At 63.5% G+C, this 17,161-nt stretch carries 12 protein-coding genes; 7 read left to right on the top strand and 5 right to left on the bottom strand.

The window, feature by feature from the left end; all coding sequences use genetic code 11:
* Window positions 1–134: 134 nt before the first annotated feature.
* The gene (locus QMK33_RS20535) at window positions 135–305 is read right to left on the bottom strand and encodes a hypothetical protein (RefSeq protein ID WP_283566498.1); all 171 of its coding nucleotides are present in this window, start codon (window positions 303–305) and stop codon (window positions 135–137) included.
* Between the two features lie 139 nt (window positions 306–444).
* Here QMK33_RS20535 and QMK33_RS20530 point away from each other — a divergent pair, with 139 nt between their 5' ends.
* On the top strand, window positions 445–1,614 hold the full coding sequence (locus tag QMK33_RS20530) for a methionine aminotransferase (RefSeq protein ID WP_283566497.1): 1,170 nt from the start codon (window positions 445–447) through the stop codon (window positions 1,612–1,614).
* A 93-nt stretch (window positions 1,615–1,707) separates the two neighbouring features.
* Window positions 1,708–2,505 carry an amidohydrolase gene (locus QMK33_RS20525; protein WP_283566496.1) on the top strand — a complete coding sequence of 266 codons (798 nt, stop codon included), beginning with the start codon at window positions 1,708–1,710 and terminating at the stop codon, window positions 2,503–2,505.
* Between the two features lie 51 nt (window positions 2,506–2,556).
* On the opposite strand, the gene QMK33_RS20520 is transcribed toward QMK33_RS20525, so the two are convergent.
* On the bottom strand, window positions 2,557–4,899 hold the full coding sequence (locus tag QMK33_RS20520; RefSeq protein WP_283566495.1) for a T9SS type A sorting domain-containing protein: 2,343 nt from the start codon (window positions 4,897–4,899) through the stop codon (window positions 2,557–2,559).
* A gap of 236 nt (window positions 4,900–5,135) precedes the next feature.
* Here QMK33_RS20520 and QMK33_RS20515 point away from each other — a divergent pair, with 236 nt between their 5' ends.
* Entirely contained in the window at window positions 5,136–6,425 is a 1,290-nt protein-coding gene (locus QMK33_RS20515) for a UDP-N-acetylmuramoyl-tripeptide--D-alanyl-D-alanine ligase (RefSeq protein WP_283566494.1), read from the top strand.
* A 78-nt stretch (window positions 6,426–6,503) separates the two neighbouring features.
* Here QMK33_RS20515 and rfbC read toward each other — a convergent pair whose 3' ends face one another.
* The gene (gene rfbC / locus QMK33_RS20510) at window positions 6,504–7,052 is read right to left on the bottom strand and encodes a dTDP-4-dehydrorhamnose 3,5-epimerase (RefSeq protein ID WP_283566493.1); all 549 of its coding nucleotides are present in this window, start codon (window positions 7,050–7,052) and stop codon (window positions 6,504–6,506) included.
* A 101-nt stretch (window positions 7,053–7,153) separates the two neighbouring features.
* Window positions 7,154–8,281 carry a glycosyltransferase family 4 protein gene (locus tag QMK33_RS20505; RefSeq protein WP_283566492.1) on the bottom strand — a complete coding sequence of 376 codons (1,128 nt, stop codon included), beginning with the start codon at window positions 8,279–8,281 and terminating at the stop codon, window positions 7,154–7,156.
* A 190-nt stretch (window positions 8,282–8,471) separates the two neighbouring features.
* Here QMK33_RS20505 and QMK33_RS20500 point away from each other — a divergent pair, with 190 nt between their 5' ends.
* From QMK33_RS20500 to ppk1, 4 genes are all read left to right on the top strand, one after another.
* Window positions 8,472–8,768, top strand: coding sequence for a c-type cytochrome (locus tag QMK33_RS20500; RefSeq protein WP_283566491.1), 297 nt, complete (start codon window positions 8,472–8,474; stop codon window positions 8,766–8,768).
* Window positions 8,769–8,785: 17 nt separating this feature from the next.
* Window positions 8,786–10,150 carry a GTPase HflX gene (gene hflX / locus QMK33_RS20495; protein WP_283566490.1) on the top strand — a complete coding sequence of 455 codons (1,365 nt, stop codon included), beginning with the start codon at window positions 8,786–8,788 and terminating at the stop codon, window positions 10,148–10,150.
* A 77-nt stretch (window positions 10,151–10,227) separates the two neighbouring features.
* The gene (locus QMK33_RS20490) at window positions 10,228–10,722 is read left to right on the top strand and encodes a SixA phosphatase family protein (RefSeq protein ID WP_283566489.1); all 495 of its coding nucleotides are present in this window, start codon (window positions 10,228–10,230) and stop codon (window positions 10,720–10,722) included.
* 158 nt (window positions 10,723–10,880) lie between these two features.
* Window positions 10,881–12,986 (top strand): polyphosphate kinase 1, encoded by a 2,106-nt coding sequence (gene ppk1 / locus QMK33_RS20485; protein ID WP_283566488.1) that lies wholly within the window; start codon window positions 10,881–10,883, stop codon window positions 12,984–12,986.
* Window positions 12,987–13,102: 116 nt separating this feature from the next.
* Here the strand turns inward: ppk1 and QMK33_RS20480 are convergent, their stop codons facing one another.
* Window positions 13,103–17,140, bottom strand: coding sequence for a metallophosphoesterase (locus tag QMK33_RS20480; RefSeq protein WP_283566487.1), 4,038 nt, complete (start codon window positions 17,138–17,140; stop codon window positions 13,103–13,105).
* Window positions 17,141–17,161: the final 21 nt, after the last annotated feature.

The following is a 17,161-nucleotide window of genomic DNA, read 5'->3' as shown; positions in this document are numbered from 1 at the left end:
CTTTGCATATCTGGTTGAGGGCATCCTGCGATACTACCACGGCCAGGCGGGTTACATCCAGCCGGGCAAACTCTAGAAACCAGGCTTGGCTTATCCACGCCTGGTCGGCGGGCTGGGTGATGCGCATGAGCGTGTTATTGCCAATCTGGCCGCGCCCCTGGGTGCTGGCGGCCCAGGCGCAGGGCCTCGGTGAGGGCGGCCCGCAGCTGCTCCGAATTAGCAAAGTCGAGCCACTTGGTTTGGAGGGTCGCGCCAACGGGGCCGTGGTGCAGCCGGATAAAAGATGTGCGGTAGATAACGGCCATGCGCAAAATAAAATCGCCTGCTATCGAGCGGATAGTTACTTTCCCCCAAAATACTAGCCAGGCCAGCAATTCCCCGTTATGGGGGAAGGCCCGTCAACGCTGAATATCATTTCCTTTTCCCCTGCTCTTTCGTTTTTTCATGCTGCAATCCAAGCTGCCCGATGTGGGCATCAGCATCTTTTCGCAAATGACTTTATTGGCCCAGCAAACCGGGGCCATCAACCTGGCCCAGGGCTTTCCGGACTACGACCCGCCGCTGGCCCTGCGCGAGGCGCTGGCCCGGCACGCGCTGGCCCCCGGCGGCCACCAATACGCGCCCATGCCGGGCCTGCCGCGCCTGCGCCAGGCCGTGGCGGCGCAGGTGGCCCGCCTGCAAGCCGACGCGCCCGCGCCCGACCCCGATACCGAGGTAACCATCACGGCTGGGGCCACCGAGGCGCTGTATGGGGTGCTGGCGGCCGTGGTGCGGCCCGGCGACGAGGTCATCATTCTGGAGCCGGCCTACGACCTCTACGGGCCGGCCGTGCGGCTGCAAGGGGGCGTGCCGCGCTACGTGCGCCTGCCGGCCCCCAGCTTCCGGCCCGATTGGGACGCCGTGCGGGCGGCCCTGTCGCCGCGCACGCGGCTCATTATGGTCAACTCGCCGCACAACCCCAGCGGGGCCGTGTTCAGCGCCGCCGACTGGAACGCGCTGGCCGCCCTCGTGGCGGGCACCGACGTGCTGGTGCTGTCCGATGAAGTGTATGAGCACCTGGTGTTCGACGGGGTGCCGCCGCGCAGTGCGCGCCAGCACCCGGCGCTGCGGGCGCGCAGCTTCGTGCTGTCGTCGTTTGGCAAAACCTACCACGCTACCGGCTGGAAGGTGGGCTACTGCCTGGCCCCGTCGGCCCTGAGCGCCGAACTGCGCCGGGTGCACCAGTTCGTGACCTTTTCCGTGAGCACGCCCACCCAGCACGCGCTGGCCGATGTGCTGGCGGCCGACGCTACCGACGAACATGCCCGCGGGCTGGCCGGCTTTTACCAGGCCAAGCGCGACGAGTTTGCGGGCCTGCTGGCCAGCACCGGCTGGGACTTGCTGCCCGTGCCCGGCGGCTACTTTCAGCTGGCCAGCTACGGGCGGCTCTCTGCCAAAGGCGACCTACATCTGGCCGAAGAACTGGCTCGTACGTGGGGAGTGGCGGTGGTGCCGGTGTCGGCCTTTTACCACGATGGCTACGATGCTGGCCTAGTTCGTTTTTGCTTTGCCAAGAACCCGGCTACCCTGCGGGCAGCCGCGGCTTGCCTGGGCCAGGTGCCAGTTCAGCTTTGAGAAAAGACGTTGTTTGGCAGGCCGGGCAGCTACGCTAAATTGACTTGACAAGCTGCTCCCTGTTTTTTATAAGATGTACATTGTGAGTAATTTATGAAAAAAGATTTAACTGTTTCGTTGGTTCAGGCCAATCTGCACTGGCACAACCCGGAAGCCAACCTGGGGCAGCTCACCGACCTGCTGGCCTCGGCGCTGCCTGGCCCCGGCCTCACCGACCTCATTGTGCTACCCGAGATGTTTACCACCGGCTTTAGCATGGAGGCTGCCGCCCAGGCCGAAGCGTACCCCGGCCCCACCCTGGCCTGGCTGCAAGCGCAGGCCGCCCACTACGATGCCGTGGTGACGGGCAGCGTGCTCACTCAGAATGCCGGCCACTACTACAACCGCCTGCTGTGGGTGCGCCCCGACGGCACGCACAGCTGCTACGACAAGCGCCACCTGTTCCGGCTGGCCGGCGAGCACGAGGTGTACACGGCCGGCACCGGGCTGCTGCTGGAAGAGTGGCGCGGCTGGCGCATCCGGCCGCTCATCTGCTACGATTTGCGCTTCCCCGTGTGGAGCCGCAACAACCAGCACGACCCCTACGACCTACTGCTCTACGTGGCCAACTGGCCCCAGGCGCGGGCCGAAATCTGGAAGGCGCTGCTGCGCGCCCGCGGCATCGAAAACCTGGCCTACGTGGCCGGCGTCAACCGCCTGGGCACCGACGGCCTGGGCCACGACTACGCCGGCCACTCGGCCCTGCTCGACATGCAAGGCGAGTACGTGGCCCAGGCCGGCAACATGCAAACTGTGCTCACCCATACCCTACAAGCCGCCCCCCTGCGAGCCTTCCGCGAAAAAATGCCCTTTTTGCAGGATGCGGATGAGTTCGAACTGTCAAGCTGCTGAAGCGGTAAATGAGTAGGTGAGTAAATGAGTAAGGTGTTATTTTTCAAGAACTTACTCACTTACCGCTAGCCGCTGGCTGGTGCTGGTGCCATCGGCGGCGGTGGCCTGCACCACGTAGAGGCCGGGGGCCAGGCCGCTGAGGTCGAGGCGGTGCGTGCGGAGCAGGCCGCTTTCAGTTCGCACCAGGCGGCCGGCCAGGTCAAACAGCCGCAGGCGGGTGGGCTGGGCGGTTTCGGCGGTGGCGGTTTGGGTGGCGGGGTTGGGATAGAGGCTGAGGGCCAGCGTGCTGGCCACGCTAGAGCGGGCAGCCAGCACCGTGCTGTTGCGACCCAGGAAGCTGATGATGCCCCCGGTTTCGGTGCCGATGTAGAGCTCGGGGCTGCCGTCCTGGTTGAGGTCGGCGGCGGCGGCGGCAAAGCGCAGCACGTAGCCCTGGCCCAGCCGGGCGGGCTCATACTGGCTGGTGAAGGTGTTGTAAAACAGCTCGTTGCTGCCAATGAAGGTACCACTCTGGCTGCGCAGGTCGCTGTATAAAGTTACCGTGCCGCGGCCCGTGAGGGTCAGCAAATCGGGGCGGCCATCGCCGTTGAAGTCGGCCACCACCGGGGCCAGGTAAGGCGGCCGGCTACCCTGGTCGAGCAGCTGGCCGTAGTCGGCATTGGCCAGCACAAATAGGTTATCGACGTTGCCGCCCGCCGCCGGGCCCTGGTTGCGGAAGTAGCGCAGGCTGCCGCCCGCCTCGGTTACGTCGTTGGTACCCAGCAGCAGGTCTACGTAGCCGTCGCCATCCACATCAAAAAAGCACGGCGTGTCGCCCTGCCGGGCCGGTAGCACGCCGCTACCCGCCGCGCCCTGCGGCTTGAAGTAGCTGGCCCGTGCCGGGCTAAAGCTGGCTGCTTGCGTGGATAATGAGTTGTTTAAGAGATAGTTGAGCCGATTAGTAGTGCCGTTGTACACCGAGTACACCAGGTCGAGTGCGCCGTCGCGGTTGAGGTCGACCAGGGCCGGGCGCAGGCTCTCAAACCGGACGCTCGGCGTACGGGCCGCCGCGGCGGCCAGGCCCAGGTAGTCGTCGGTAACGAGCCGGAACACCGGGCGGCGGGCCGTGCCCACGTTGCGGTAGTAGTAGATGCTGGCGCGGTAGTAGCCGCCCACCAGGTCGCCCTGGTTGCCCACCAGCATGTCGGCCAGCCCATCGCCATCAAGGTCGCCGAAGGCCGGCGCGCTGCCCTCGCTGACATCGAGCATATCGCCCTGCAAAAAGCTGTCATTCAAAAGGTTAAAGTTGGGCACTGCCGTGGCGCTGGCCGCCGCATTTCGATACAGCCGGATGCTTCGCCGCATGCTTACCCGGTCGAGCGAGTTGTCGGTCATGTTGGGGGCTACCACCAGATCGGGCACGCCATCGAAGTCGGCATCGAACGAGTAGGGGGCCGGAAATACTGGCAAATTCACCGGCGCGGCCGCCGACGGAAACGCGCTGCTGGCCCCGCCGGCCACCAGCTGCGCATCGGTGGTAGAGGTGCCCGTGTTGAGTAACCGCGTGAGCTGCGGGCAGTTATCGCGCCCGTCGAGCAGGTCGAGCTTGCCATCGCCGTTGAGGTCGATGAGCAGCACGTTGTGGCCCAGGCTGTGCAGCGGGCGGTAGGCCTGGCAGGCGGTGGTGCCCGCCAGCTGGTAGGAGTCGCAGTCGGCGCAGGCCACCAGCTGGCCCCAGAAGTTGGAGCTTTGGGCGAAGGAGGCCACGCCTCCGCAGCTGCCGGGGCTGGTATTGAGGTACAATTCCAGCACGGTGGAGCCCACAAAATCGTAGGTCAGGATATCGAGCTTGCCATCGCCGTTCACATCCTGAATGGAGGGCGTATTGTACGAGCCAATGTTGAGGTTGATGGGGTCGCCGCTGCCGATGGGAAACCTTAACTGATTATTGGCCAGCACAAAAAATGGCCGGCCCGCCGCGTCGGCCACGTTGCGAAACACCCGAATGTCGCCGCCGCTGGCAAACGTGAACAGGTCGGCGCGGCCGTCGCAGTCGTAGTCGCGCAGCAGCACCCAGCTGGCCAGGTCGCCCGGAAAAAGCGCCTCGTACTCGGGCGCATACTGCCAGCGCCGGCCCGCGCCGCCGGGGCCCGCCACGCTCAAGAACGTGTAGCTGCGCGCCGTTTGGCGGTCGAAGGCGTAGAGGTCGGCCTGCCCGTCGCCATTGAGGTCAATAGTGCTGAACTGCGGCGTGTTGAGGCCGCCCGCCCAGGCCTGGGTCAGCGTGTCGGTGCCCTGCACGATTTTGGCCACGCTGCCAAAGGCGAAGCCAAACTGCGTGCCCGGCGCTTGCGCCCGCGCCGTGCCCATTGCCGCCCACAACCCGCACATTATCAAGAGAAAACAACGCCGCATAAGCCAAATCAGGAAAGTCAGTACCCGCTAACAACGCCGGCCCGACCGTAAGTTGCACACGTAATTACTAATGAGCCACGAGCTGATTGGTGATGCACATTTCCCGGTTGTCCTTGTGAGCACCGCGAAGCAATCGCACTCGAACGAGTCGTGCGGATATTGCACAAGTGCGCTTGCTTCGCGGTGCTCGCACTGACAAGCGCGGGGCCCACCTGCTAATTGATACTTGAAAAAAGATGTCCCTCTACGACCACTACCTCGCCGCCCAGGGCCAGGTGAGCACCGACTCGCGCCAGCCCCAGCCCGGCACCCTGTTTTTTGCCCTCAACGGCCCCAGCTTTCGGGGAGCTGATTTTGCGGCGGGCGCGCTGGCCGCCGGGGCCCGCCACGCCGTGGTAGACGACGAAACCCTGGCCGCCCAGGACCCCGCCCACTACACCTACGCCCCCGACCCGCTGGCCGCCCTGCAAAGCCTGGCCCAGGAGCACCGCCGCCACTTCCAGGGCCCCGTGCTGGCCGTCACCGGCTCCAACGGCAAAACCACCACTAAGGAGCTGCTGACGGTCGTGTTAGCCCAGAAATACAACGTGTTAGCCACCATTGGCAATCTCAACAACCACATTGGTGTGCCGCTCACACTGCTGCGCCTGCGCCCGCAAGAGCACGAGGTAGCCATTGTGGAGATGGGGGCCAACCACCGGGGCGAAATCGCGGATTACTGCCAGTGGGCCGCCCCCACGCACGGCCTCATCACCAACATCGGCAAGGCCCATCTCGAGGGCTTTGGCGGCGAAGAAGGCATTGCACTGGGTAAAGGAGAACTATTTGATTACCTGCACTTTAACGATGGAGTCGTTTTCGTCAACAGCCTCGATGCCAAGCTACCGGCCCTGGCCGCCGCCGTGTCGCAGCGCGTCAGCTACCCCGGCCCGGACGACACGTACCCCGCTACCCTGCTGGCCGCCCGCCCGCAGCTGCACCTGCGCCTCTGGGACGGCACCGAGGTAGCCGCCCAGCTCACCGGCGAATATAACTTCCCCAACATGGCCGCCGCGGCGGCCGTGGGGGCATTCTTTGAGGTGCCCGCCGCCCAGGTGGCCACCGCCCTGGCCGGCTACAGCCCCCAAAACAACCGCTCGCAGCTGGTGCGCACCGCCCACGGCAACGACTTGATTCTGGATGCCTACAACGCCAATCCCAGCAGCATGGCCGCCGCGCTGCGCAGCTTTGCCCAGCGGCCCGAGGCGCCCAAGCTGGTCGTACTGGGCGACATGTTTGAGCTGGGCGCAACCGCCGCCGCCGAGCACCGGGCCATCGGTGAGCTGCTAGTTGAGCTGGGGCTAAATACTGCCCTGCTCATCGGCCCACTAATGCAGGCCGCCGCCGCCGCGCAGCCCGCCGCGCAGCACTTCGCCAGCAAGGCTGCCGCCGCCGACTGGCTGGCGCAGCACCCAGCCGCCGCGCAGCTGGTGCTGCTAAAAGGCTCGCGCGGCATGGGCCTGGAAACGCTGCTGCCGCTACTGTAAGCTGCTGTATAGCAACAAAAAAGAACATCATGCTGAGCTTGCCGAAGCATGATGTTCTTTTTTGTTAAGTGCGCAGCGCTAAAACGGGTTCTCTAACTCGGCCAGTGTAGGCAGAATCTCATCCTTGGGCGACACCAGCGCCTCGCCCGCGAAGCCCCAGTCGATGCCCAGGGCGGGGTCGTTCCAGCGCACGCCGCCCTCGGCGGCCGGCGTGTAGTAGTCCGAGCACTTGTAGAGGAACAGCGTGTTGTCTTCCAGCGCCACGAAGCCGTGGGCGAAGCCTTCGGGTACGTAGAGCACGTTGCCCAGCTCGGCGGTGAGCTCCACCTTGGCATGCTGGCCGAAGGTGGTTGAGCGGTGGCGCAGGTCCACCACTACATCAAGGGCGCGGCCCTGGGCCACGCGCACCAGCTTGGCCTGAGCCTGGGGTGGGCGCTGAAAGTGCAGCCCACGCAGCGTGCCAGCCTTGGAGCTACTCTGGTTATCCTGCACCCAGTGGTGGCGGGGCAAACCCAGCCCTTCCATGGTGCGGGCGCTGAAAGACTCGAAAAAAGCCCCCCGGGGGTCACCAAAAATGCGGGGCCGAAACTCCAGGAGGCCGGGTAGGGCGTGGGTAATTACTTCCATGCGGTAAGTGAGTAAATGAGTAATTGAGTAGATGAGCAGGTGAGCAGGTGAATGAGTAGGCGAGCAAAACTAAAAGTTTACTCACCTACTCATTCACTCACTTATCCTTTGCCAGCCTCGGCCACGGCGGCAAGGTACTGGCTCAGCACCAGCTGCTCGTCAAACTTTTCGGCGGCCAGCTCGCGGCTGGCGGCGCCCAGGGCAGCCAGGCGGGCGGGGGGCAGCTGGGCCATAGTGAGGAGCTTATCGGCGAGGTCGGCGGCGTCGCGCACCTGGCAGAGGTAGCCGTTGCGGCCGTTTTGCACGGTTTCGCGGCAGCCGGGTACGTCGGTGGTTACCAGGGGTTTGCCGCAGGCGGCGGCTTCGAGCAGGGTTTTGGGGGTGCCTTCGCGGTAGCTGGGCAGCACCACGCAATCGGCGCGGTGCAGGTGGGCGGCCACGTCGTCGCTGGTGCCCAGGTAGTCCACGTTGCCCTCGACCAGCCACTGCTCGAAGGTGGCGCGGGGCACGCCCACGCCGCCGGCCTCGTCGAGGCCGCCCAGCAGCTGAAAGCGCACCTGCCCCGCTGGTAGCGCCGCCCGCACCTGCCGCGCCGCCTCAAAGTACTCGACAATGCCTTTCTCATAAAGCACGCGCGCTACCATGAGAAACGTAAACGGCTCGCCAACTGGCTTTTCGGCATCCGGCTGGGGCCGGAAGCGCGCTAAATCGACGCCCGAGCCGGGCACCAGGCCCGTGAGCGCCGGCTTGATGAGCCCGTAGCGGATGAATAATTCGCGGTCGTCGTTGTTCTGAAAAAACACCTTGTGCGGAAATCGGAATGCCAGCCGGTACAGCCCGCGCGCCACTTTGCTCACCAGGTTCTCCACGATAAATACCGTGCCCAGGCCGCTCACGTTATTGATGCTGGGCACGCCCGCCAGCCGCGCCGCCAGCGTGCCATAAATGTTGGGCTTGATGGTGAAATGCAGCACCACATCGGGCCGCTCGCGCCGATACACGGCCACGAAGCGCCGCGTCAGCTGGGCGTCTTTCACGGGGTTGGTGCCCTTGTTTTCCATCACAATGGGCACGAAGCGGCACCCCAGCTCACTCTCCAGGCGGCCCGAGTACGCATCGGGCGGCGCAATGGCCAGCACCTCGTGGCCCGCGGCCTGCAAGGCAGCCACCAGCCCGCGCCGAAAATTCCAGATGTTCCAGGAGGTATTGATAACTAAGGCAACGCGCACGGGGTAAATGGGTAAGTGAGCAGGGGAGCAAATGAGTAGTAAGAAGGGCGTGAGCAGGAGGCAATTACTTACTCAGCTGCTCATTTTCTCATTTACCGTGCGCAAAGGTCGGGCCGGATGCCGGGCCGCTCGCTATATTAAGCAGGCGCGCCGGTTACTTTCGGGGTGGTTTTTGCGTTATGCTCCCGTAATGAAGCTTCCTAAATTTGCCGGCCTGGCGCTAGCCTTCTTGGCGGGCCCCGCCGCCGCGCTGGCCGAGCCGCCTGCTCCTGGCCAGCTGCTTTTTCAACAAAATTGCCAGCGCTGCCATGGCAAAGACGGCCGCCTGGGCCGCAGCGGTGCCCACGACCTCACCAAGAGTAACCTCAATGCCTTTGGGCGCATATACTTGGTTACCAAGGGGATGCGTAAAATGCCCGCCTTTGCCAAAACCCTCACCCCGGCCCAGATTGAGCAGGTGGTGAGCTATTCTCTCACACTCAAGTAACTACTGGTTACCTATTTATGTCAAAATCTAAAGACAACAACGGCCAGGGTAGTACCCGCCACATCGGCGCTACCGACAGCACGCCCGCCCGCCGCGATACCAAGCTGCCTAAGCACCTCCTCAAAAACGTGGACAAAACCTACGCCACGGCCAAGGAAATCGAAACCGCCGTGCTCGTGAGCGTGCCCCCGCGTCGGCAGTCCGATGCCCAGACTACCGAGTACCTCGACGAGCTGGCTTTTCTTATCGAAACGGCTGGGGCCCAGGCTACGAAGCGCTTTGTGCAGAAGCTCGACAAGCCCGACCTGCGCAGCTACGTGGGCGAGGGCAAGCTGGCCGAAATCAAGGCCTGGGTGAAGCACGAAAACACCAGCATGGTCGTCTTCGACGATGAGCTGCTGCCCTCGCAGCTCCGTAACCTGGAGGCCGAGCTGGGCGTCAAAATCGTGGACCGGTCGCTGCTCATTCTCGACATTTTTGCGCTGCGGGCCAAGTCGGCCACCTCGCGCACGCAGGTCGAGCTGGCGCAGTACCAGTACCTGCTGCCCCGCCTCACCGGCCTCTGGACCCACCTGGACAAGCAGCGTGGCGGCGTGGGTATGAAGGGCCCCGGCGAAACCGAAATCGAAACCGACCGCCGCATCGTGCGCGACCGCATCGCGTTTTTGAAGGAAAAGCTTGAAGACCTTGATAAGCAGGCCCATACCCAGCGCAAAACGCGCCAGAACTCCATTCGGGTGGCGCTGGTGGGCTACACCAACGTGGGCAAAAGCACGATTATGAACCTGCTGGGCAAGGCCGAGGTATTTGCCGAAAATAAGCTCTTCGCCACCGTCGATGCCACTACCCGCAAGGTGGTGCTCGACAACCATGTGCCGTTCCTACTATCTGATACTGTGGGCTTTATCCGCAAGCTGCCTACCAAGCTCATTGAGAGCTTTAAGAGCACGCTGGACGAAATAAGGGAGGCCGACCTGCTCATTCACGTGGTGGATATTTCGCACCCAGCCTTCGAGGAGCAAATCGAAGTAGTGAACGAAACGCTGCGTGAAATCGGCGCGGCCGATAAGCCCGCGCTGCTGGTTTTCAACAAGATAGACCAGTACAAGCCCGACTTGGACCCCGCCCCCGTGTTTGAGGACGACGACCCGGACGTGGAATTCCCTACCGACTTTGAAGAGCCCGCGCCGCGCCCGCCACTAGAGCAGCTGCAGGAAACCTACATGGCCCGCATGCACGACCCGGTGGTCTTCATTTCGGCCCAGGACAAGGACAACATTGAGGCCCTGCGCGAGCTGCTGGGCCGCCGCGTGGGCGAGCTGGCCGCCACGCGCTTTCCGCACTTTCAGCAGGGCTACGGCTACGAGGCCCCGCAGGAGTAGATGATTTTTTAGTTACCAAAGGAGGTCTGCCCACTAGGGCAGGCCTTTTTTTGGGGCCAGGCCCCTAGCTTCGCGCCATGAAAACGCTGTATTTAATGCGCCACGCCAAGTCGAGTTGGAGCTTCGACGAGCTCAACGACCAGGAGCGCCCCCTCAACGACCGTGGCCGCGACGATGCGCCCCGCATGGGCAAGGCCCTGGCCAAACGCCAGATTGTGCCCGACCTGCTGGTGAGCTCGCCTGCCGTGCGCGCCCTCAGCACGGCCGTGCTGGTGGCCCGCGAGCTGAAGTACCCGCACGATAAAATTGTGGTGGAGCCCGCCATCTACCAGGCCGACCTCGATACGCTGCTGGCCGTGGTGCGCGCCCTGCCTGACGGTGCCACGTCGGTGCTGCTCACGGGTCACAACCCCACCCTCACCGACGTGGCCAACTACCTGCTGCCCTCGCCCCTGAGCGGCGAAATGCCTACCGCCGCCGTGCTGTGCCTGCACTTTGCCACCGACCGCTGGGCCGACGTAGCGCCCGCCAATACCGAGTTTTATTTCTACGACTACCCGAAAAGTAATTAGCCGGGAGCAAGGAGCAGTTAACGAGGTATGGTTATTGAAACGGCCAGCCTTACTCGACTACTCACCAAGTGGGTCACTTTTGAAAATCAAAGTAAGAAATTGACTAGCAAAGTGTTACACGATACCTTATTCCTTGCTCACTGTTCCTTGCCAACTGAATGAAAACCCTGCCCCGCGACCTGAGCTGGCTGCGCTTTAATGCCCGCGTGCTGCAAGAAGCGCAGTGCCCCGAAGTGCCGCTGCTGGAGCGCCTCAAGTTCCTGGCCATCTTTTCGGCCAACCTGGACGAGTTTTTTAAGGTGCGGGTGGCCACGCTGCGGCGGTTGGTGAAGCTCAAGAAAAAGACCCGTGCCCAGCTGCCCCACGAGCGCCCCAAGCGCCTGCTGGCCGAGGTGCTGGCCGAAGTGCACCGCCAGCAGGAGCTGTTTGGGCACACCTACCGGCAGGAAGTACTGCCGGCCTTGCAGGCGGCGGGCATTTGCTTGCTCAGCGCCGAGCAGCTCACCGACGACCAGCGCGAATGGGCGCAGCACTACTTCGAGCAAAACGTGCGCGACCTGCTCTCGCCCGTGGTGCTAGACGATACCCTGCACCAGCTGTTTCTGAAAGACCAGGCCGTGTACCTCACCTTTTGGCTCACCCAGCCCGTGGCCGGGTCGCGGCCCAAGGGCACCAAAAAGAAGGCCCACGCCGAGCGCGTCGTCATTATGGAGCTACCCACGAAGCGCCACGGTGGGCGCTTTGTGGCGCTGCCCGGCGGCGCGGGCACCCCCGACGACCCCCACTGCGTGCTGTTTCTGGACGATGTAGTGCGGGTGGGCGCGCCGGGTATGTTTGCTGGCTACAGCGAGGTGACAGTCAATGCTATCAAGCTGAGCCGCGATGCGGAGCTAGACATTGAGGAAGAGGTATCGGGCGACTTGCTGGCCAAAATTCGCAGTAGCCTGGCCAAGCGCGCCACCGGCTACCCGGCCCGCCTGCTCTTCGACCCCGCCACGCCCCCCGAGGTGCTGCGGGCCATCAAGCACAAAACCGGCATCGCCGACGAGGAGCTGGTAGAGGGCAGCCGCTACCACAATTTCCGCGATTTTTTTGGCTTTCCCACCTTCGGGCGTACCGACCTGCTGAACCCCGCCTGGCCCGAGCTGCCGCACCCCACGCTGCCCCGCACTGGCCCGCTGCTGCCCGCCCTGGCCCGGCGCGACCACCTGCTGCACCCGCCCTACCAAAGCTTCGACGCCGTGCCGCGCCTGCTGCGCGAGGCCGCCCTCGACCCCGCCGTGAGCGCCATCAGCATCACCCTCTACCGGGTGGCCCCCAAAAGCGCGGTGGCCAAAGCCCTCCTCAAGGCCGTGAAAAACGGCAAGCAGGTGACGGTGGTGGTTGAGCTGAAAGCCCGCTTCGATGAGGAAAGCAACCTCTATTGGTCCGAGAAATTGCAGCGCGCCGGGGCGCACGTCATCTTCACGCCCCCCGAGCTCAAGTGCCACGCCAAGCTGCTGCTCATCACGCGCCGCGAGGCGGCCACGGGCCAGCCGAGCCGCTACGCCTACCTCAGCACGGGCAACTTCAATGAGGCCACCGCCGGCCTCTACGCCGACCACGGCCTGTTCACGGCCCACCCCGAAATCGTGGCCGAGGTAGACCAGGTGTTCCGCTACTTCATCACGGGTGAGGAGCCGGTGGGCCTGCAGCACCTGCTGGTGGCCCCCTTCACGCTGCGTACCCAGCTGCTCGGGCTGATTACGGCCGAAGCCGCCCGCGCCAAAAAGGGCAAGCCGGCCTCTATTATTCTGAAGGTGAACTCGTTGGAAGACCCTAGTATGATAGCCGCGCTCTACGCGGCCAGCCAGGCGGGGGTGCACATCGAGCTGCTTATTCGGGGCATCGGCTGCCTGGTGCCGGCCGAGCCGGGCCTGAGCGAAACCATCAGCCAGCGCGGCCTGCTCGACCGTTACCTGGAGCACGCCCGCATCTACGTATTCGGCCACGGCGACGCGGAAAAAGTCTACCTGTCGTCGGCCGACTGGATGGGCCGCAACCTCGACCGCCGCGTGGAGGTCGCCTTCCCCATCCTCGACGCCGCCATGCGGGCCGAAATCCGCCACCTGCTCGACCTGGAGCGCGCCGATAACGTGAAGGCCCGCGACTTCGATAACAACTACGTGCAGCCCGCCCCCGGCGAGCCGCGCGTGCGGGCGCAAGAGGCCGAATACCAGTATCTTAAGAAACTGGCGGGGCGGAAGCGCATTGCGAAGACTTAAAAGGGCGTCATGCGGCCCCAAGGTCTACGCAAGAACTTGCAAAGCCTGAAATGAGGCACTGAAAAGCCCCGGCTGCTGGCGCAGTCGGGGCTTATTAAGTTCAGACAATCAACTAGTTAAAACAGGAAGTCGAACCCCACGTATACCAGCCGCTCCTCGCCCACCGAGTAGGTAACGTTGATAACGGCCTGGTCGAGCAGGTTCACGAACGCGCCGCCGCCGAAGCCGCTGTGCAACGCGCTGAAGCCCTGGCGGGTATCCACATCGGAGTACACGCGGCCGGCGTCGGCCAGGCCCAGCACGCCGAAGGTGCCGGGGAAGAGGTAGGCGTTGAACTTGAACAGGTGCAGGCGGGCCTCAAAGTTGGCGTAGAGGCTGCTGCGGCCCGCAAAGCGGGTGCGCCGGTAGCCGCGCAGGTTGGTAGTGCCGCCCAGCGTATTGGCCTGGTAAAAGCGGTAGTCGCCAATGTTGTGCTGCACCCCAATGCGGCCCGCGTAGGTGATGCGGAACGGGAAGTTGGGCGTGAGATACGCCTTGATTTCGGACGAGAGGCGGCCGTAGGTCAGCTTCTCGTTGTTGAGCTGGAAGTTGTACTGCGCCTCGTTGTGCCACTGAATGCCAATGCGCGGGTCCTTGGGACTCGACTGCGCGCCAAAATCCAGGTACACCAGCGCGCCGAGGTAAGTGTTGGCCCGGAAGTCGGAGCTGCGAATGCCGAAGCGCCGGTTTTCAAGGTCGGTCCCAATGCTGTCGCGGATAACGGTGCCAATCTGGTCGTTCTCCACCCGGAAGCGCTCGTACTGCGGGCCAAAGCCCACTTTGCCGAAAGTGAAGAGCTGGCGCTCCAGCGTGGGGGCCACGTAGAGGCGGTTGAAGCGCACGCGGTAAGCGCCGTTTACCGAGCGGTTGGTGGCCTCGTCCTGGTTCTCGACGGCGTAGTTCTGGGTGTTGTTGCCGATGCCGAAGAAGTTGTAGAGTAGCTGCGGCCCGTAGTACTGAGCCGCTACGTGCAGGTTGGTTTTGCCCCCAAACACGCTCGTGAACTGCCCGACATAGCGTAGGTTGTAGGCCTGGCGGGCGGGGGCAAAGTTGGCCGTCAGGGTCTGCTCCGAGCCGAAGGGTTCGCGCCGGAAGGCGTAGCGCCGGTGCGTGATGCCGCCGCCCAGCAGCACGCCATCGTCAATGTTGTACCCAAAAAACAGGGCCGGGCCGGTGTAGTTGAGGCGGTAGTCTTTGAGGTCGAAGCGGTGGGGGTGGTCGTAGCGGCTCACGTCGATGCCGGGCTCCAGGCGCAGGCGGGCCTCGCCGCGCTTGTTCACGATGACGTTGCCGGTGTCGGCGTCGTAAATCTGGGTGCGGTGGCGCACGCCGTACACCCGCGAGTCGTCCACGATGGTATCGCGGCTGGTGCCCCCGATAATGCGAATCTTGTGGCCCTGGCGCTCGTCGCCGCGCAGGTCGTACACGTCCTGGCCGCTGATGCCGTAAAGGCGAATCTCGTCCGTTACGCGGTCAAACGTGCGGTCGTACAGCACTTTACTCAGTTTGCCCTTCTTGCTGATTTTCTGCATCACCACGTGCGTCTGGTGGTCGGGAAGGCGGGTTACGGTAAATTTTTCGCGCTTCTGCGAGCCGCGCACCTCCACAATATCGGCCATGAGGTCGGCGTACTTGGCGGCCACGTCGGGCAGCAGCGCGCGGCGGCTCTTGAGCTTGGCCACAATCTCGGCCCCGTGCGCGGCGTATATCTGCTTGGGCCACTTATCGGCAAAGGCCTTTTCGATAACGGCATCGGTGAGCTGGGCCTGCATAATGGTGGCCTGCTTCACCCACTCCTCGCGGCTCACGCCGCTCAAATACAGGCGGTCGTTGCTCAGGCCCGTCTGGTTCAGGCCCTTATAGTCGCCGTAGGTGTAGCCGAAATTCTGGAAGTTGCGCACCGCAAATTTCTTGGAGATGAGGCTCGGCAGCACACCATCGCCCTTAAAGAAGGCAATGTCGCGGTCTTCGGGCACGGCAGTGTACACCTTGTCGCCGTCGTCGGTTTTGTGCTGGGCCCAGCGCCACTGGTCCTCGTGGCGGTCCCAGTCGCCAATCCACATATCAAAGAGGCGCGAGCGGGCAAAGGCGGGCTGGTCTACCTGGTTGTCGTTGTCTTCGAGCAGGTTTTCGAGCATCTTATTGGTGCTCACCAGCTTTTTGGAAAAGGCCAGCTCCGCATCCTGGTCCTGGCTGCCCTTGGCGTCTTCTTCGAGCGCGGCGGGCGTGTTGGCAAATTTTTGTTGGTACTGGCCCAGGGCCGGGTCGTTGGGAATGTACACGTACTCGGGGCTGGTGTGCAAAATGCCGGCGGCCTTGGCCAGCGGCGGCAGCACAAACGAGGCGTAGGGGTGCTGCGCCGATATCTGGTCTTGCAGCACGGCCAGCGCCAGGCCGGTGCGGAAGCCCTCGGGCAGCACGGCGGTGGGGTCCTTGTCGATGCCCCGCAGGGTGTAGTAGTAGCCGTCTTCGTTGCGCACTTTCAGGGAGGCCGTTTGCTTGCCGCCGCCCGTTTTGTAGGGTATCAGGCCGCCCTCGGCCGTTTTGATGTCGAGTATCGGAAAGGCGACCGGCGTGGCCCACTCGCGGCGGTAGTGCTCGCCCAGCAGCCAGTTGTGAAACTTGCCGTGCTGGTTGTAGGCGGGGTTCACGGCCACCGTCACGGTGCTGTCTTTGTAGTTGGGCCGCTTGGCGGTGGAGGTAACCACGGGCGCGCCGTTGGGCTGGCCAGCAACGGTGGTAGTGGCCTCATCGGTGCGGTCTTCCTGGTTTTGCTTGTCCTGGGCCTTGTCTTTTTTGCTCACCTCGCCGCCGGGGCCGCTGGCCGTGGCCTGGCCGCGGCCCAGGGTGGCGTACACCTGCCGGCGATACACGCGCCGGGCGGTCTGGCCCTGGTTGGCGTCGCTGGGAATCAGGTACTCCACCCACACCTGGCCATCGTCGTAGTAGTTGAGGCGGGCAAATCCTTTTTCCTTATCCGAAAACAGGGCGTCGCCGCCCGCGCCGGGCTTCACGTGCTGGGTTTTGCAGCCCGAGCCGCTCGTAATAAAGTGGGCCTGCGACTGCGGGTCGTCGTAGTACTGCAGGTTGTGCTCGTGGCCGTTGGCATACACCACGTTGGGGTAGCGGCTGAACAGATCGCGCAGACTCTGCTTATAGCTCTGGTAGGCCGGGTAGGCAATGTCCTGCGAAATGCCGCCGTACTTGCGCGCCAGCGGGTAGATGGAGCCGATAATGGGCAGCGGCAAAAATGCGTATTTCTGCACAATGCTGAGCGGAAACACGTGGTCGGCAAACGTGAAGTAGCCGCCGTGAATGCCATCCGAAAACAGCGGGTGGTGCGCCACAATCAGAATGTGCTTGTCCTGGTTGCGCCGGATAACCTCCTCCAGCTGCGCATACACTTCCTCCTCCGTATCGGCCCCGCAGGCATCGCCAAAGGGTCGGTTGGCCTGCTCCGTAATAAACCACTGCGAGTTGAGGGCAATCATCACCAGGTCGTCGCGCAGCCGGATTTCGTAGGGGCCGGGGCAGCCATTGCGCGGCACCAGAAAGTCGCCGGTATAGGAGAACTGGGCCGAGTCCTGGGCCAGGTAGTGCTCGGCGTAGGCCTGCTCGCGGTTCACCTGGGCCAGCCCGCCCTTGTAGCCCTGAATCCAGTCGTGGTTGCCGGGCACCATGTACTTCTCGCCCTGGTAGCCCTTCAGCACATCGAGCTGTGCATTGAGGCGGCCCTCGGCCGTTTTACGGTCGTAGGCACCCTCGGGCGGCATGCCCTGGTTGTAAATATTATCGCCCAGGTACACCACGGCGCTTTTACTGCCGGCTTGCAGCATTTGGCGGCGCATAAAGTTGAGCGAGGGCTCGCCGCCCTTTTCGGCCAGGACGGGGTTGCCCACGTCGCCAATCAGAAACACCGAGTACCGGATGCGCGCCGAGTCGGGCGGCAGGTTTTTCTCCCAGCCCACGGCCGTGCGGCGGTAGTTGGGCTTAGGGTTGATGGGGTTGAAGTCCGACTCGCCGGCTTCACCCAGCTCTTCCAGCTGGGCGTGGGCAACGTGGGGAAGAGCAGCTAGTAAACTTAAGCAGCAGAAAAGGCGGAGCAGGAGCTTCATAAAGTAAAATTACGCATCGGT

The organism is Hymenobacter sp. H14-R3 (assembly GCF_030063445.1).
In the GTDB taxonomy this organism is placed as follows: domain Bacteria; phylum Bacteroidota; class Bacteroidia; order Cytophagales; family Hymenobacteraceae; genus Hymenobacter.
Note: the sequence above shows the minus strand (reverse complement) of the source record. Positions and strands in the feature narration are given on the sequence as shown.

Excerpts from the sequence above, each read along its gene's own strand:
- QMK33_RS20525 (WP_283566496.1), top strand. The coding sequence starts at position 1,708 with ATGAAAAAAGATTTAACTGTTTCGTTGGTTCAGGCCAATCTGCACTGG.
- QMK33_RS20530 (WP_283566497.1), top strand. The coding sequence starts at position 445 with ATGCTGCAATCCAAGCTGCCCGATGTGGGCATCAGCATCTTTTCGCAA.
- QMK33_RS20480 (WP_283566487.1), bottom strand. The coding sequence starts at position 17,140 with ATGAAGCTCCTGCTCCGCCTTTTCTGCTGCTTAAGTTTACTAGCTGCT.
- QMK33_RS20515 (WP_283566494.1), top strand. The coding sequence starts at position 5,136 with ATGTCCCTCTACGACCACTACCTCGCCGCCCAGGGCCAGGTGAGCACC.
- QMK33_RS20520 (WP_283566495.1), bottom strand. The coding sequence starts at position 4,899 with ATGCGGCGTTGTTTTCTCTTGATAATGTGCGGGTTGTGGGCGGCAATG.
- QMK33_RS20500 (WP_283566491.1), top strand. The coding sequence starts at position 8,472 with ATGAAGCTTCCTAAATTTGCCGGCCTGGCGCTAGCCTTCTTGGCGGGC.
- hflX (WP_283566490.1), top strand. The coding sequence starts at position 8,786 with ATGTCAAAATCTAAAGACAACAACGGCCAGGGTAGTACCCGCCACATC.
- QMK33_RS20490 (WP_283566489.1), top strand. The coding sequence starts at position 10,228 with ATGAAAACGCTGTATTTAATGCGCCACGCCAAGTCGAGTTGGAGCTTC.
- QMK33_RS20535 (WP_283566498.1), bottom strand. The coding sequence starts at position 305 with ATGGCCGTTATCTACCGCACATCTTTTATCCGGCTGCACCACGGCCCC.
- rfbC (WP_283566493.1), bottom strand. The coding sequence starts at position 7,052 with ATGGAAGTAATTACCCACGCCCTACCCGGCCTCCTGGAGTTTCGGCCC.
- ppk1 (WP_283566488.1), top strand. The coding sequence starts at position 10,881 with ATGAAAACCCTGCCCCGCGACCTGAGCTGGCTGCGCTTTAATGCCCGC.